17 protein-coding genes are annotated in these 15,057 nt (G+C 44.5%); 15 read left to right on the top strand and 2 right to left on the bottom strand.

What is annotated here, in order from left to right:
• Positions 1-8: 8 nt before the first annotated feature.
• From flgB to PSI22_RS18055, 12 genes are all read left to right on the top strand, one after another.
• A complete protein-coding gene (gene flgB / locus PSI22_RS18000; RefSeq protein WP_012988429.1) occupies positions 9-425 on the top strand; it encodes a flagellar basal body rod protein FlgB in 417 nt (138 codons plus the stop codon).
• A gap of 5 nt (positions 426-430) precedes the next feature.
• Positions 431-835, top strand: a complete 405-nt coding sequence (gene flgC / locus PSI22_RS18005; protein WP_012988430.1) for a flagellar basal body rod protein FlgC — start codon at positions 431-433, stop codon at positions 833-835.
• 13 nt (positions 836-848) lie between these two features.
• Positions 849-1,544, top strand: coding sequence for a flagellar hook assembly protein FlgD (locus PSI22_RS18010; RefSeq protein ID WP_273580936.1), 696 nt, complete (start codon positions 849-851; stop codon positions 1,542-1,544).
• 15 nt (positions 1,545-1,559) lie between these two features.
• Complete coding sequence (gene flgE, locus PSI22_RS18015; RefSeq protein ID WP_273580937.1) at positions 1,560-2,780, top strand: flagellar hook protein FlgE; 1,221 nt, start codon at positions 1,560-1,562, stop codon at positions 2,778-2,780.
• A gap of 21 nt (positions 2,781-2,801) precedes the next feature.
• Complete coding sequence (locus PSI22_RS18020) at positions 2,802-3,557, top strand: flagellar basal body rod protein FlgF (protein WP_273580938.1); 756 nt, start codon at positions 2,802-2,804, stop codon at positions 3,555-3,557.
• A 22-nt stretch (positions 3,558-3,579) separates the two neighbouring features.
• Positions 3,580-4,362 (top strand): flagellar basal-body rod protein FlgG, encoded by a 783-nt coding sequence (gene flgG, locus PSI22_RS18025; protein ID WP_273580939.1) that lies wholly within the window; start codon positions 3,580-3,582, stop codon positions 4,360-4,362.
• Positions 4,363-4,494: 132 nt separating this feature from the next.
• Positions 4,495-5,247 carry a flagellar basal body L-ring protein FlgH gene (locus tag PSI22_RS18030; RefSeq protein WP_273580940.1) on the top strand — a complete coding sequence of 251 codons (753 nt, stop codon included), beginning with the start codon at positions 4,495-4,497 and terminating at the stop codon, positions 5,245-5,247.
• Positions 5,248-5,262: 15 nt separating this feature from the next.
• A complete protein-coding gene (locus PSI22_RS18035) occupies positions 5,263-6,381 on the top strand; it encodes a flagellar basal body P-ring protein FlgI (RefSeq protein ID WP_273580941.1) in 1,119 nt (372 codons plus the stop codon).
• On the top strand, positions 6,378-7,346 hold the full coding sequence (gene flgJ / locus PSI22_RS18040; protein ID WP_370689045.1) for a flagellar assembly peptidoglycan hydrolase FlgJ: 969 nt from the start codon (positions 6,378-6,380) through the stop codon (positions 7,344-7,346). The genes PSI22_RS18035 and flgJ overlap by 4 nt, the downstream gene beginning before the upstream one ends.
• A gap of 112 nt (positions 7,347-7,458) precedes the next feature.
• Positions 7,459-9,099, top strand: a complete 1,641-nt coding sequence (gene flgK, locus PSI22_RS18045) for a flagellar hook-associated protein FlgK (RefSeq protein WP_273580943.1) — start codon at positions 7,459-7,461, stop codon at positions 9,097-9,099.
• Between the two features lie 36 nt (positions 9,100-9,135).
• A complete protein-coding gene (gene flgL, locus PSI22_RS18050) occupies positions 9,136-10,098 on the top strand; it encodes a flagellar hook-associated protein FlgL (RefSeq protein ID WP_273580944.1) in 963 nt (320 codons plus the stop codon).
• Positions 10,099-10,441: 343 nt separating this feature from the next.
• Positions 10,442-10,792, top strand: coding sequence for a DUF2645 family protein (locus tag PSI22_RS18055; RefSeq protein WP_273580945.1), 351 nt, complete (start codon positions 10,442-10,444; stop codon positions 10,790-10,792).
• A 5-nt stretch (positions 10,793-10,797) separates the two neighbouring features.
• Here PSI22_RS18055 and PSI22_RS18060 read toward each other — a convergent pair whose 3' ends face one another.
• Complete coding sequence (locus tag PSI22_RS18060) at positions 10,798-11,127, bottom strand: antibiotic biosynthesis monooxygenase family protein (RefSeq protein WP_273580946.1); 330 nt, start codon at positions 11,125-11,127, stop codon at positions 10,798-10,800.
• Positions 11,128-11,201: 74 nt separating this feature from the next.
• Between PSI22_RS18060 and PSI22_RS18065 the strand changes: the two genes are divergently transcribed.
• The 3 genes from PSI22_RS18065 to PSI22_RS18075 all read left to right on the top strand — a co-directional run bounded on the left by PSI22_RS18065 (position 11,202) and on the right by PSI22_RS18075 (position 13,779).
• The gene (locus PSI22_RS18065) at positions 11,202-11,888 is read left to right on the top strand and encodes an ArsR/SmtB family transcription factor (RefSeq protein ID WP_273580947.1); all 687 of its coding nucleotides are present in this window, start codon (positions 11,202-11,204) and stop codon (positions 11,886-11,888) included.
• 548 nt (positions 11,889-12,436) lie between these two features.
• Positions 12,437-12,700: a hypothetical protein gene (locus PSI22_RS18070; protein ID WP_273580948.1), complete on the top strand. Its 264-nt coding sequence runs from the start codon at positions 12,437-12,439 to the stop codon at positions 12,698-12,700.
• 104 nt (positions 12,701-12,804) lie between these two features.
• Positions 12,805-13,779: a hypothetical protein gene (locus PSI22_RS18075; protein ID WP_273580949.1), complete on the top strand. Its 975-nt coding sequence runs from the start codon at positions 12,805-12,807 to the stop codon at positions 13,777-13,779.
• Positions 13,780-14,827: 1,048 nt separating this feature from the next.
• Here the strand turns inward: PSI22_RS18075 and PSI22_RS18080 are convergent.
• A partial coding sequence (locus tag PSI22_RS18080; RefSeq protein ID WP_273580950.1) for a hypothetical protein occupies positions 14,828-15,057 on the bottom strand: 230 nt, incomplete at its 5' end.

Here is a 15,057-nt window from a genome sequence, read left to right on the forward strand (position 1 = left end):
GGAGAAATATGCTCGATAAATTAGATGCTGCCTTTCATTTTCGACAAGAAGCGCTGGCACTCCGCAACCAGCGGCAGGAAATTCTGTCTGCAAATATTGCCAATGCGGATACCCCCGGCTATCAGGCGCGTGATATCGATTTTGCTGCTCAACTGAAACAAGTGATGGCAGAGGGTCGTGTGACGGGAAATGGAATGAAGCTGCGTCTAGCTTCCGATCGACATATCCCCGCTCAGTCTCAGAATCGTTTGGAAATGGATCTGCTCTATCGGGTGCCTTACCAGACAGCAATGGATGGAAATACCGTTGACATGGATGTAGAACGCAGCCATTTCGCAGATAACAGCCTGAAATATCAGGCCGAACTTACGATGACGAATTCGCAGCTTAAAAGCATGATGTCAGTTCTACAGTCACAAGGATAATAGAAATGTCTTTACTCAGTATTTTTGATATTGCTAGCTCCGCACTTTCCGCTCAGTCCCAGCGACTGAACGTCAGCGCCAGCAATATGGCGAATGCCGATAGCGTTGTAGGGCCTGATGGCGAGCCTTACCGTGCCAAACAAGTTGTATTCCGCGTTGCGGCTCCGGCAGGACAGGAGATCGGTGGCGTGCGTGTCAGTGAAGTTGTGGATGATCCCACCCCTTTCCGCCTCGAATACCGGCCGGGTAATCCACTGGCCGATGAAAAAGGTTATGTACGTATGCCAAATGTGGATGTCGTCGGAGAAATGGTCAATACCATCTCCGCTTCCCGCAGTTATCAGGCAAACATTGAAGTGCTTAACACCACCAAGTCCATCATGTTGAAAACGTTGACTCTGGGTCAGTAACAGGAAGTCCATTATGGCGATTACCTCTTCAATCAATGACTCATTAGATAACTCAACGGTAGGCGAACTCGCCACCCTGAACAAACAACAACCACAAAAAAGTGGTGATATCAAAGATAACTTCTTGAATTTATTGGTTGCTCAACTTAAGAACCAAGATCCCACCAACCCAATGCAAAACAATGAATTGACGACACAGCTTGCGCAGATCAGCACCGTTCAGGGTGTTGAAAAGCTCAATAAAACGCTGGGCGCTGTTGTTGGGCAGATGGAAGGCAATCAGGCGATGCAAACGACAATGCTGATTGGCCGAACGGTTATGATCCCTGGCGATAAGATTTTAGTCGGTCCCGATGAAGAAAACGGTATTAGCACATCGCCATTCGGTTTCGAACTGACCCGACCCGCGGATAACATCAAAATTACCATTAGAGATAAAGAGGGTATCGTCGTTCGGGAAGTGGAAGCTGAAAAAGTGAATGTCGGTGTACATAAAGTTCAGTGGGATGGCAAAGACGCAGACGGTAAAGAAGTGATAAACGGTGCCTATAACTTCACTGTTTCCGCAAGCTATCAAGATCAGGCGTTGGTGACACTTCCGCTGACCTCTGCTGAGGTTAACGGTGTCACACGGGGTGAGGATGGCACTAAATTAGATTTAGGGCTGGCGGGTACGGTAACCATGGACCAAGTACGTCAGATTCTTTAGTTAAACGGAGGACATATGGCTTTTTCACAAGCGGTCAGTGGCTTGAATGCCGCAGCAAGTAACTTAGACGTTATCGGTAATAATATCGCGAACTCGGCGACATTTGGTTTTAAATCCAGTTCAGCCGCCTTTGCGGATGTATTTAGCGGTTCAGATGTGGGGCTGGGGGTTAAAGTTTCTGGCATGGTTAAGAACTTTAAGGATGGTTCAACCACCACCACAAGCCGTCAGTTGGACATGGCAATCACCCAGGGCGGTTTTTTCCGCATGCTGGATTCCAACGGCAGTACTTTCTATTCCCGCAACGGTCAGTTCAACATGGACTCAGACCGTAACCTGATCAACATGCAAGGCATGAAGTTGACCGGTTATCCGGCGGTACAAGGGGCAAATGGGCCTGAAATTCAAAAGGGTGCAGCACCGGGGCCGATTTCGATTCCAAGGGACATGCTGGATGCCAAGGCGACGACGAACGTCACTATGACGGCTAACCTGAATTCGATGAATAAGAAAGTTGATATCGCGGCTACCCCATTTGACTCATCAAAAAAAGACAGCTTTAACTATAGCTCTGGTCTCTCGGTATACGATAGCTTGGGTAATGAGCACAATATCAATGTGTTCTTTGTTAAAACAGACGATAACAAGTGGCAAATTCATGCTCAAGACACTTCTGTAGCAGGTTCTGATGCTAAAAAACTGGGTGATGTAGAGTTTGATGGCAATGGCCGCATTAAAGGCGCTAACAACGCATTTGCTTTCGATATGCCTGGGTTAAATGGTTCCATTGGTGCTCCAATCACCATCGATTTCAACAGCAGCAAACAGCAGAGCATTTCACAGGATTCTATCTCCAACCAGCAGCAGAACGGCTATGCCGCAGGGAGTTTTACTAACTACCGCGTGGATAGTGACGGCAAAATTCATGGTCTCTATTCTAACCAGCAAACACAGGTTTTAGGTCAGGTTGTACTGGCGAACTTCTCTAACCCGGAAGGTTTGGCTGCACAGGGTGATAACGTTTGGGTAGAAACGGGTGCATCCGGTAGCCCGGTCGTAGGAACTGCGGGATCAGGTAACTTCGGTAAGCTGATCAGCGGCGCACTGGAAGCGTCAAACGTGGACATGAGCCAAGAGCTGGTCAATATGATCGTCGCCCAGCGTAACTATCAATCCAACGCTCAGACCATCAAGACGCAGGATCAGATCCTGCAAACGCTGGTCAGCATGCGTTAATAAGCTCAGGCGGATAGTTTTATGGATCACGTCATTTATACCGCGATGGGTGCTGCGCGCCAAACGCTGGAACATCAGGCCGTCACAGCCAACAATCTGGCCAATGCTTCGACACCGGGTTTCAAAGCCCAGCTTGCCGCACTGCGTTCTGTGCCCATTGAAGGCGAAACTCTGCCGACCCGCACATTGACCGTTGCCTCCACCCCCGGGATGGATAGCCGTCAGGGGCCAATGAATTATACTTCCCGCCCGTTGGACGTGGCTGTCGGGCAAGGTGGCTTTCTGGCTGTCCAGCTCGACGATGGGACGGAAGCCTATACCCGCAACGGCGGTATCCAGATGTCACCAGAAGGACAACTGATGGTGCAGGGCCGTATGTTGATGGGTGAAAACGGGCCGATTGATGTTCCGCCACAGGCTGAACTCACTATCGCGGCAGATGGTGCTATTTCTGCCTTGATTGCCAGCGATCCGCCAACATTGCTGGGGCAGATTGGCAAGCTGAAAATCGTTAAGCCGCAAGCGGGCCAAGTGGTACGGGGCGATGATGGCCTGTTTCATTTAACGCCACAGGCGCGGGAACAGCAGGGCAATGAACTGTCAGCCAGCACGGAAGTGAAAATCATGCCGGGTGTACTGGAGGGCAGCAATGTCAATCCAGTGGAAAGCATGGTGAACATGATTGCCAATGCGCGTCGTTTTGAGATGCAGATGAAAGTCATACACAGTTCCGATGAAAATGCACAGCGGGCTAACCAAATTCTCGCCATGAGCTGAATCGGAAACAGGGGATAAATTCATGATCCGATCTTTATGGATTGCCAAGACTGGGCTGGATGCACAGCAAACAAATATGGATGTTATTGCCAACAACTTGGCAAACGTCAGTACCAATGGTTTTAAACGCCAGCGCGCGGTTTTTGAAGATTTGCTTTATCAAACTGAGCGTCAGCCCGGTGCGATGTCGTCTGAACAGACCAATCTGCCCTCTGGCTTACAGATTGGTACGGGGGCTCGTCCGGTGGCGACAGAGCGTCTGCACAGTCAGGGCAACTTAGCACAGACCAACAACACCAAGGATGTGGCAATCAAAGGACAGGGCTTTTTCCAGATCCAGATGCCTGATGGCACAAGCGGTTATACCCGTGATGGTTCATTTCAGGTCGATCAAAATGGGCAACTGGTTACTGCGAGTGGTTTTCAGGTCGTGCCTGCCATCATCATTCCAGACAATGCTACCAAAATCAGCATTGCCCGTGATGGGATTGTGAGTATCAACGTGCAGGGGCAAAACGCACCTCAGCAGGTTGGCCAACTGACGCTGACCACTTTTATCAACGAAAGTGGTCTGGAAAGCGTCGGTGAGAACTTGTATCTGGAAACCAACAGTTCCGGTGTCCCCGTGGAAAACGCACCGGGCATCAATGGGGCAGGGCTGCTCTATCAGGGCTATGTTGAAACGTCTAATGTCAATGTGGCGGAAGAACTGGTCAATATGATTCAGGTTCAGCGAGCCTATGAAATCAACAGTAAAGCCGTATCGACGTCTGACCAGATGCTGCAAAAACTGACTCAGTTATAACCTATATCTAATAGATTTTCAGTTGCAGCCCGCAAAGCCGCAACGGGAAAGATAAAAGGTGTAATCATTAATCAGGATAGTCGGGGAGGAAACTCTCCGGCTATTTCTGCGATAAACTTAAGAGCATCGAAGATGGATACAATGCCCGTTGCCGAGAACAACGTAGCTTATGACTCTCCCAGTTTACGGAAAAACCGGGGATATAAGTGGCGCATCAGCATGGCTCTGGCGGTACTGTCACTGGCAGGCTGTGCCTATATACCGCACAAACCGCTGGTGGAAGGAGCGACAACCGCAAAACCCGCCGAAGCACTTGCTCCAACGCCAAATGGTTCTATTTTTCAGGTTTCCCAACCAGTTTATTATGGCTATCAGCCGTTGTTTGAAGACCGCCGTCCCCGCAATATCGGTGATACGCTGACCATTATTCTGCAAGAAAATGTCAGTGCCAGCAAAAACTCCTCAGCCAACGCCGGCCGCAATGGAAAAACCGGTTTCACTGCTGCTCTGACTCCCCGTTTCTTAAAAGGGTTGATGGGCGGTGACAAAACCGATTTGAGCATGGAAGGCAATAATGAGTTTGGGGGCAAAGGGGGAGCCAATGCCAACAATACCTTCAGGGGCACGATTACCGTGACCGTTGATAGATTACTGGCCAATGGTAACTTGCATGTTGTGGGGGAAAAACAGATCGCCATCAATCAGGGAACGGAATTCATTCGTTTCTCTGGCGTTGTAAACCCGCGCACCATTACCGGCACCAATACGGTGAGCTCCAATCAAGTAGCGGACGCCCGCATTGAGTATGTTGGCGATGGTTATATCAACGAAGCACAGACAATGGGTTGGTTGCAACGTTTCTTTATGAATATCTCACCGTTTTAAAAGAGGATGGTCAGGATGAAAAAATTAGTCGCCAGCCTTTTTACACTTTTACTGGCGTTGTCCAGCATAGTCGTGTCTGGCACCGCTTCGGCAGAGCGCATTCGTGATTTGGTCACCATTGAGGGCGTTAGGGATAACGCACTGATTGGCTATGGTTTGGTGGTCGGGCTGGATGGAACAGGCGACCAGACCATGCAAACCCCTTTTACCACCCAAAGTCTGAGCAATATGCTATCGCAGCTGGGGATTACTGTGCCGTCCGGTACGAATATGCAGCTTAAAAACGTAGCTGCTGTGATGGTGACAGCCAAGCTGCCCCCTTTTGCGCGCTCTGGGCAAAATATTGACGTTGTGGTCTCCTCATTGGGTAATGCCAAAAGTCTGCGGGGTGGAACATTACTGATGACGCCTCTGAAAGGGATTGATAATCAGGTGTATGCGCTGGCACAGGGCAATATTCTGGTCGGTGGGGCAGGTGTCAGTGCCGGTGGTAACAGTATCAAGATTAATCAGCTTGCGGGTGGTCGCATTTCCAATGGTGCGGTGATTGAGCGGGAGTTGCCGACTCAATTTGGCCAGAAAGGAACGCTGAACCTGCAACTGAATAATGATGATTTTAGTCTGGCCGAGCAAATCAGTGATGCGGTCAATCGCCTGCAAGGAAAAGGGACGGCAACGCCGCTGGATTCCCGCACGGTACAGTTGCGTTTGCCGAGAGAAAACAGCGAACAGGTAAGGTTCCTGTCTCAAGTTCAGAACCTGAATATTCGCGTGGATGCGGGTGATGCCAAAGTGATTTTCAATTCCCGCACGGGATCGGTTGTGATGAACCGTAATGTTACGCTGGATAGCTGCGCCATTGCACATGGCAGTCTGTCTGTCACTGTTGAACGTCAGACGGCGGTTAATCAGCCTAATACCCCATTAGCGGGGGGCAATACTGTGGTGACCCGTAATACGGGTGTCGGAATTCAGGAACAGGGCGGTGCATTACAGCAAGTTAATGCCAGTGCCAATCTGACACAGGTTGTCCGTGCATTGAATGTCCTGGGCGCGACACCGACAGATTTAATGTCCATTTTGCAGGCGATGGAAACGGCGGGTTGCTTGCGGGCAAAACTGGAGATCATTTGATGAGTGATTTTTTGACAACGCCCAATGCCGCTTACGATGTGAATTCGCTGCATTCACTGAAAGCCAGATTGTCACAGGAACCACAACAAGGGCTACGTCAGGTAGCCCAGGAACTTGAAGGCGTTTTCGTTCAGATGATGCTGAAAAGTATGCGTTCTTCGTTGCCACAAGATGGCATATTGAGCAGTGATCAGACACGTTTTTATACGTCGATGTACGATCAGCAAATTGCCCAGGATCTTTCCCAAAAGGGGCTGGGTTTTGCCGATATGATCGTCAAGCAATTTTCCAACGCGAACAGTGCTGCCAGCGAACAGGCCGGAACGGTACCAATGCCGCTGGATAAGGAATTCCTGCAAACATTGCCGAAGCAGGCACTGGAACAGTTTATGCGCCGTACCATGACTGCGCCGTTTTCTGCGGCAGCTTCCAAGGGGTCCGTGCAATCGAAGTCATTGCCAATTAACAGCACTAACTTTGTTTCCATGCTTTCCCTGCCTGCGCAGATAGCGAGCCAGCAAAGCGGTATCCCTCATTTATTGATCATTGCACAGGCGGCGCTGGAATCCGGCTGGGGACAGCGGGAAATTCTGACAGCGGAAGGCAAACCGAGCCATAACCTGTTTGGCATTAAGGCAGGCAAGAGTTGGAAAGGGGCGGTCACTAACATCATGACGACGGAATACATTGAGGGTGAACCGAAGAAGATGCACGACAGTTTCCGGGTTTATGGCTCTTACCGGGAAGCAATAACGGATTACGTCAAACTGCTGACGGAAAATCCGCGTTACGCTAAGGTCGCACAATCAACGACGGCAGAGCAGGGCGCATATTCTTTACAGAGTGCGGGATATGCCACCGACCCGGGTTACGCCAAAAAACTGGTGTCACTGATCCAGCAGTTAAAGAGTACCGGCAATCAAATGGTAAAAGCCTATACCGATGATTTCGACAACCTGTTTTAATCGAACAGATTAACGCCGTTTTTGTTCAAGGATCAGAGAATATTGCCGATAACTGTAGCAGTGAATTACCTCCCATGACGGAGGCATAACGAAAACGTAAAAGGATCTACACATGTCTAATAGTCTTATGAATACTGCCATGAGTGGTATTAATGCTGCGCAGGTGGCGATGGGTGTAGTGGGTAATAACATTGCCAACTCCAAGAGTGCGGGCTATAACCGACAGACAACCGTGCTGACACAGAATAACGGAACCCTGTCACCGGCGGGTTTTATTGGCAATGGTGTGGCTGTCAGTTCGATTAACCGCGAATATAGTGAGTTCATCAACCAGCAACATAGCTCTGCACAAACCAAACATGCCGCACTGGGCGCTTATAACCAGCAAATCACCAAAATCAATGACTTGCTGGCTGATAAGGACACCAGCCTTTCTAATTCCATTGAAGAGTTTTTTAAAAGTCTGGGTGCGGCTGAAAGTAATGCGGAAGACAGTGCGGCAAGAACGACGGTTCTGGGTAAAGCCGAAGGGTTGGTAAGTCGATTCAAAGAAGCGGATGGATTTCTGCGTCAGATAGATAACAGCATCAATTCCCAAATTGAGCAGAATGCCAGAGAAATCAATAAATACGCTGAAGAAATTGCCACGCTGAACAATGAAATTACGCGTATGCGCGGTACGGGGACAGGCGAACCGCTGGCTTTACTGGATAAACGTGATGAAGCGGTCAACAAATTAAACCAGTTTGTTGAAGTGAGCGTAACCCAGCAGGATGGTGGCGTTTATAACGTCTCATTCGGTGGTGGTATGTCACTGGTATCGGGCAGTAAATCCTATCGATTAGAAGCGATCCCCTCCAGCACTGACAGCAGTCGCATCACGCTGGGCTATAACAACGGCACCGTGGGAACGAAAGAAATAGACGAGCGCTTTATCTCCCAAGGCACATTGGGCGGTGCATTGCAGGTGCGCAGGGAAGTCGTAGATTCAAGCCGCAATCAATTGAACCAATTGGCTCTGGTAATGGCCGATCAGTTTAATCAGGTGCAAAACGGCGGTTTTGATCTGAAAGGCAAGCCGGGTGTCGATTTCTTTAACTTCACCAAGCCGGATGTTATTTCCAACAGCAATAACAAAGGAACGGCTGATATTAAGGTGGAATACGCAGATACCACCAAAGTGAAAGACAGTGACTATACCGTCAAATATGAAGGCGGAGATTGGAAAGTACAGCGCGTTTCTGATAAGGCAGCGGTTCCTGTTACCAAGAATGGCAATGCGCTGGAATTCGATGGACTGAAAGTTGAAATCGATGCTGCTCATTCTCAGGATCACGACACCTACACGCTAAAAACCGTCAGTAACGTAGTGGCAATGCTGGAAGTGAATCTCCAGGATTCCTCTCAATTGGCGACTGCGGGTGCTAAAGATGCCGGCCCAAGTGATAACCGCAACGCGAAGAAATTTCTTGCCTTGCAGGATCAGCGTCTGATTGATGACAAATCTTCTTTTGCGGGGGCTTATGCGTCACTGGTTAGTCAAGTGGGGAGTAAGGCCAATGAAGCTCAGGTCAGTGTCGAAACTCAGGGGCATATCGTTGACAAACTCTATGCGACCCGCGAATCGATTTCTGGCGTCAATATGGACGAAGAATATGGCGCCATGCAACGCTTGCAGCAGTACTATCTGGCAAACGCCCGTGTTATCCAGACAGCGACGACCTTGTTCGATGCTATTTTGGGCATTCGCTAATTACCGCTCGGTTGATAATAAAAAGGACGTGATATTGTGCGTGTAAGTACGAATCTATTATACAGTCAAAAAATGGATGGGATTTTGGGCGCCCAATCCAAATGGATGCGCTATGGTGAGCAACTGTCCACGGGTAAACGGGTTATTAACCCGTCAGATGATCCCTTAGCGGCTTCACAAAGCATCATGGTTTCTCAGTCTGAATCGAAAAATCAGCAATTCATGACGGCGCGCATTTTTGCCAGAAATTCCATGTCAGCTCAGTTAAGTATTACCTCAAATATCGTTTCGGTTGCGACTAATGTTTTTGAGACTTTGGTTGCGGCAGCGGATGAGCAGAGTGATCAGGATCGTGAATCCTATGCGCAGCAGTTGGAAGGTTTTAAGCAACAATTGCTGAACCTCGGTAATAAAACGGATGGTAATGGCCGTTATATCTTTGGGGGTTACAAAACCGATGTTCCACCTTTCAAAGCGGATGCATCTGGGAAAATCCATTACAAAGGTGGACATGAAGAAATTACCCAGAAAGTGGATGATAACCGCTCGATGATCATTGCTCATACGGGGCAGCAGGTTTTTTTATCGACAACGACCAATCCGATTAAAGAACCTAATGGTGGCACTGGTGAGTCAGATGTTTTTGCTACCCTTGACTTAGCGATCAAGGCGTTGAGAACGCCGTACAGCACGGCCAGTGAGCAGGAAAAGAATGATGCCATGGAGCTGATAAATAAAGCCAACCGTGGTATCCGCAATAGTCTGGACAACTTCTCTTCGGTGGAAGCGGTTCTCGGCCTCCAGCTTCAGGAACTGGAACAACTGGACTCGTTGGGCAGTGAGCGCAGCATATCCAATAAAGTTCGCACAGGGGAATTGGTGGACGTGGATTGGACATCGTCTATTTCCAGCTATTATCAGCAGCAGGCTGCCCTGCAAGCTTCTTATAAAGCTTTCACTGACTTAAAAGGTTTATCTCTATTTGAGATGTATCGCTAAGTAAGTTTGGTATAAATTTTTTCTTTTCAGGCTCTTATCTGTTTCTCTGCAACATGGGGAAATGGGTAAGGGCCTGTCTATTTCTCCCTATTACTTCTGTCATACTCGGTTATCAATCTCATAAATTCTCATACCATAAATAGAGTCTTGAATTCTCTGCTCCATGATAAATTCCGATTTTTCGGTTTATTATATTATTTTATCTTGTGATCAAGATCTTATCTTTGATAGGAAAGTAGAATAATGCGTTAGTTTTTTTGATATAAACGCTCGCTGATACATTCCAGCTATTTTGAGCAAGGATTAAATCTTGTCTTTATATAGATAAGAAGAATAAATAAGCATGAAAATTATAAACATATTAATATGTATTGTCTTTATTTTGTTCAGTACCATATTGGTGGGATGTTTTTCTACAATTGACTATGAGTGGACAATCGGGGAAAAAGGAATCAATACAGTCTGTGATGTAGTCAATGCTTTTGTGATTGATGATGACAGGATATTGACTGCGCCATTGTGTTTTGTTTTTTTATTGCCTTTTATGGCGGCATTTGTTTTGAGGAGCGTTAAAAGATTTCCGGAAAATAAGCTCAAAGCCATCACCTATTTGGTTACTGCCGGCTTTTCAGTAGCATACTGGTATTGGATGTTCTTTGGTCGGTTTATTGCTTGTCCATTGGTGACGTATTAATATTCTTAGTCTTCCTTCGGTACTTCCTCTCTCGTATTCAACCCGTAATCACGAATAACCGTCACTACTTTTAATCGATAATCTGTAAATACACCATTGCGTCCCAATTTTTGCGCTTCCCGATGTGGGTAAGTATTTCGCCATTTTTTTACTGCTTCTTCATCACGCCAATATGAGAGCGAAAGATACTTGCGGTCATTATTGAGACTTTGAAAACGTTCCACAGAAATAAAACCGGGGATCGCCTCCAATATCGGCTTTAATGTGGCTGAGGTGTCAAAATAACGATCACTCTGGTTTTCTGCGATTTCGACCTCAAATATAACAGCTAACATGATTATCTCCTTGAAGGACAGAAAACGCTAAGATATCTTGCTGGTTTCATTGTTACTTCGGTGATTAGCGAAATATGAATGACTTTAACCTTGAAGAAAGCGTTGCGACGATTGCGGCGGTGCTTGCGGATCGCACTCGTACCCGTATGTTGTTTTTGATGATGGATGGTCGCGCTTATACTGCAACGGAATTAAGTGTAGCTTCTGATGTTGCACCTTCGACAGCCAGCGTTCATTTAAACCGATTGGTAGAAAAGCAACTGGTGATCTGTGTTAAACAGGGACGGCACCGTTATTTTAAAATTCATAGCGAAGAAGTGGCTGCGTTGCTGGAAAACATGATGCGCTTTGCCAATCGTAATCACACGGATATCGCCATAATTTCCACACCAAAATCACTGCGTTTTTTCCGAACCTGTTATGACCATATGGCAGGGGAAATTGCGGTAAAAATTCATAATAGCTTGCTTACGAATCGTTGGATGACCCGTGATTATAAATTGACACAGGAGGGGAACGATTTTTTGCTTTCTATTGGCGTGTGTTGTGATACTGAATCCTTGTCAAGGCGGAAATTTGCCTGTTCTTGCCTTGATTGGAGTGAACGGCATTTTCATCTTGGCGGATTTCTGGGTGCCTCGTTGTTTAAGACGTTTTTACAGAAAAAATGGGCGATTAGACAATTAGATAGCCGCGAATTGATATTGACGGAGCAAGGAAGAAGAGTGCTTATGCAAAAGTTTGGTGTGGATATAAATTGATAGTGATTTGAAATAGTTATAGTCTTTCTGAGCGTTTTCTTAATGCTCAGATAGTAAAAATTGTTAGTCTATTTGGGCAGGTTTATAATATATGAAACCGTCTGTCCTCGGGGATACAGGTTCATGAATGGATGCGTATCCTAATCATATCCTGATTCTAATCAGTTTGTTTAATTGTTATTTATTTTCTTAATGATAAAACACTTATACATTAAAAGAAAATGTTGTTACTTACTAAGAAATAAATGAAATAATTATTGCTAACCTTGTGTTTAAATAAAAATTAATTATAAATAATGGAAAATTAATTATAATATTATTAATATTTTTTGAGATGGAAAATAATATAGATTAAACATATTTAATTAAAAAATTAATGGCCAAATTTTCTTGGCGATTTTTTGATTTCATTGACTATAAATATATTGTGATAGTTTGAATTCTGTCGGATTGAAAGTTTGATTGTTGGAAGGTTTTTAAATAGATATTTAAAACAATCAATAAGAAGGTGAAAATTTATTTAATGTAAAGCCACGAAAGGATTTTATATGTTATTTTTAAATAAACCTACCGTACATGCACTATTCCGAAATCAGCATGGAGATGACTGGATTGGTGGTGTACATATGATAAGCAAATTCTATGAATATATCCCTTTTACCCTGAATGGGAAACGGTATATTGTTGAATTATGTTTTCCAAAGTATTTGAACGGTATTGGTTTTTATCAGGATATGTTATTGAATACTGTGGATGACGGTTATTTCATTCCGAAGCGCGAACACAGAATAATACGTCTGCTCTCTCAATGATAATCATACACTCTCACTCATGAAAGATGTTCCCCCGCGGGAAATTGCTCCACCATTTTATGGTTTCACTATCATGCAATAGGCATCAGAATGGAGGTATTGAAATGGGTGTTTATTTACAAACATTTGAGGCTTATTTTGTTGCGGGAAGCAGCAAAATAACAGATAAACTTTATGCAAATGGTAATCATCAGGTTAAAGTGGTTATTAACATCAGAAAGCACGTGGATGATTCGGATGTACCGTTAACTCCTGAAGAGAAAGAGAGTGTGACAATTACTGCGCGCAGTACCAATGTGGATGCACCTATTTATTCAGGTTGGTCATGTGATAAAACTAAAAATGAATATGACGAGGGGTTAAGAGGGGAGAAAGGAAGTCAATATGCTGAAGAGAATTTAACTTATTTGAATAATCAGCAAAAACAACAAAAAGGGGTACAGGAAGATGCAGAGTCAGAGGCCATTTATCGTTATCTGCGTTCTGCGGCTACCCCTAATGAGTCCATGGAATTTATGGTTGTAATAACTATTGATGGGCAGAAACTCACAACTAATATGGAACCTTATATACAAACGCTAATCGTGGTGCCCCGCTCACCGTATAAAATTAAAAGTAATGAACTATCACTAAAGCTCGATCATGCTTATCATAAACAATATAAAAAAGACCAGTCTATCGATGTCGAAATTTATTATTGGACATTACCTTTATCACTGAGAATAAAGGATATGCAAATTAAGGGGGGTATGCAGGTACCTGAAGGGGTGGCTGTCACTCCGGATCGTCGTCCAATCCGAAGGTGTCTCGTATTAAATATGAGCACGATAAAGTTAACCGTTTATGGTGCAATAGGGATAATAAGCGCGCCTTTTGGTGATGAAAATATTCCTCTTCTTTCCGGTGATGTATATATCAGAGGTACTAAAGGATCCTGGGAGGATTACGGTTATGCACCAGTGATAGACCATTATCCTGTAGGTTGTATTGTGACGATAATTGATAATTTTGGATGTACTTCTCAATTCGAGATCAAGCCAACTGATGATGTTAATATCTTACAAACCTATGATGGCTGATAATATTTACTCTCATTAATAATATATAAAATTAGATCGGGTATTCGTTATGATATAGGATTAATAAAATCTTGATTGAATTTTTATATTTAATTTTTTTATAAAAAATGTTTTTTAGTATTTAAAATATCAGTGAATTAAAGAAATCCCATATTTTAAGAGGAATTATTTATGTCGGATATTATACTGAACCCGCTCGCCAAAGCAGATAACTTCGAGGCAGATAGTTTATGAAAATGTGACACGTTATTTATAGAAATGCTCCGATAGGCTTGATAATGGCTTATCGGAGCAAGGGAGAAGCCGCAAAGAAAACGGATGATTAACAAAAAATACCGTTGCTTAATCAATCGCAGTTTTTTTATGTAGGAGAAATTGTTAATGAAGTAAAGAATGCAAAATATACTTGCCAGTATATTACCAATCATCATAAATTTAATAATATTTGCAATCGGATCGTTATCGATAACAAAATAAAATGACAAAGGAATTCCGATGAATATTAACGATAACCTAAATAGAGGCGGGATTTTTGATATTCCATATGCTCGTAGCGCTGAAATAAAGGATTGAGCCACTCCATCAAATGCAATAACACCAACCGATAATGCAAGGTATTGAATTAATAAATTATCCGTAGGGCCTAAATAAATATAAGGTAATAGAGGGCTAATGAAATAAAATATTAAGGAAAAGAACATAATATATAGCATGGCTTGTTTAAGATAACTGGTGGTGACGATTTTAATATTGTCATTATTTCTTGATAATGAGATGGTTAAGGATATTGCCATCCCAACAAAAATAACAGAGATAGTGTTCATAAAATTCAGAACTAAACCAAAAACGGAGCCGGATACAGTCAATCCGAGAGAAAATTGAACCACTTCAGGATATGCCCCTCTTCATTCAATAAATGGCCAATAGGGGAAATTAGAGGGTAATTGGGCGGATTGGGGAAATTGTGGGCAAATGTTGGGAATAGTAACACCTACAAGAATAGGTGTTACGCCTTCGGTAGTATCGGATTCATTTGTTAACTAATCCATTATAATTCATTTTTTTGCTCAAGTTTTACAATTTCCCAACGTTTCGAAGATTCATTCTGACGGTAAGCAAAGAGAACTCCATTATTCATATAGGGAATAAAGGTTTCAAAACCATCTTGAGAATATTTATCGGCGAATACTAGTTTTGTTTTACCATCCGGAGTTAATTCCAAGAGCTGGATAGCTGCACTGCTAGTATTGATACAACAGAGATATTTTTTATTACCAT

The organism is Xenorhabdus aichiensis, assembly GCF_028598775.1.
Lineage (GTDB): Bacteria > Pseudomonadota > Gammaproteobacteria > Enterobacterales > Enterobacteriaceae > Xenorhabdus > Xenorhabdus bovienii.

What these genes read in the sequence shown, in the direction of transcription:
- PSI22_RS18035 (WP_273580941.1), top strand. Translation starts at nt 5,263, where the DNA reads ATGAAAAAATTAGTCGCCAGCCTTTTTACACTTTTACTGGCGTTGTCC.
- flgK (WP_273580943.1), top strand. Translation starts at nt 7,459, where the DNA reads ATGTCTAATAGTCTTATGAATACTGCCATGAGTGGTATTAATGCTGCG.
- flgC (WP_012988430.1), top strand. Translation starts at nt 431, where the DNA reads ATGTCTTTACTCAGTATTTTTGATATTGCTAGCTCCGCACTTTCCGCT.
- PSI22_RS18030 (WP_273580940.1), top strand. Translation starts at nt 4,495, where the DNA reads ATGGATACAATGCCCGTTGCCGAGAACAACGTAGCTTATGACTCTCCC.
- PSI22_RS18075 (WP_273580949.1), top strand. Translation starts at nt 12,805, where the DNA reads ATGGGTGTTTATTTACAAACATTTGAGGCTTATTTTGTTGCGGGAAGC.
- PSI22_RS18055 (WP_273580945.1), top strand. Translation starts at nt 10,442, where the DNA reads ATGAAAATTATAAACATATTAATATGTATTGTCTTTATTTTGTTCAGT.
- flgE (WP_273580937.1), top strand. Translation starts at nt 1,560, where the DNA reads ATGGCTTTTTCACAAGCGGTCAGTGGCTTGAATGCCGCAGCAAGTAAC.
- PSI22_RS18065 (WP_273580947.1), top strand. Translation starts at nt 11,202, where the DNA reads ATGAATGACTTTAACCTTGAAGAAAGCGTTGCGACGATTGCGGCGGTG.
- PSI22_RS18010 (WP_273580936.1), top strand. Translation starts at nt 849, where the DNA reads ATGGCGATTACCTCTTCAATCAATGACTCATTAGATAACTCAACGGTA.
- PSI22_RS18070 (WP_273580948.1), top strand. Translation starts at nt 12,437, where the DNA reads ATGTTATTTTTAAATAAACCTACCGTACATGCACTATTCCGAAATCAG.
- flgB (WP_012988429.1), top strand. Translation starts at nt 9, where the DNA reads ATGCTCGATAAATTAGATGCTGCCTTTCATTTTCGACAAGAAGCGCTG.
- PSI22_RS18020 (WP_273580938.1), top strand. Translation starts at nt 2,802, where the DNA reads ATGGATCACGTCATTTATACCGCGATGGGTGCTGCGCGCCAAACGCTG.
- flgG (WP_273580939.1), top strand. Translation starts at nt 3,580, where the DNA reads ATGATCCGATCTTTATGGATTGCCAAGACTGGGCTGGATGCACAGCAA.
- PSI22_RS18060 (WP_273580946.1), bottom strand. Translation starts at nt 11,127, where the DNA reads ATGTTAGCTGTTATATTTGAGGTCGAAATCGCAGAAAACCAGAGTGAT.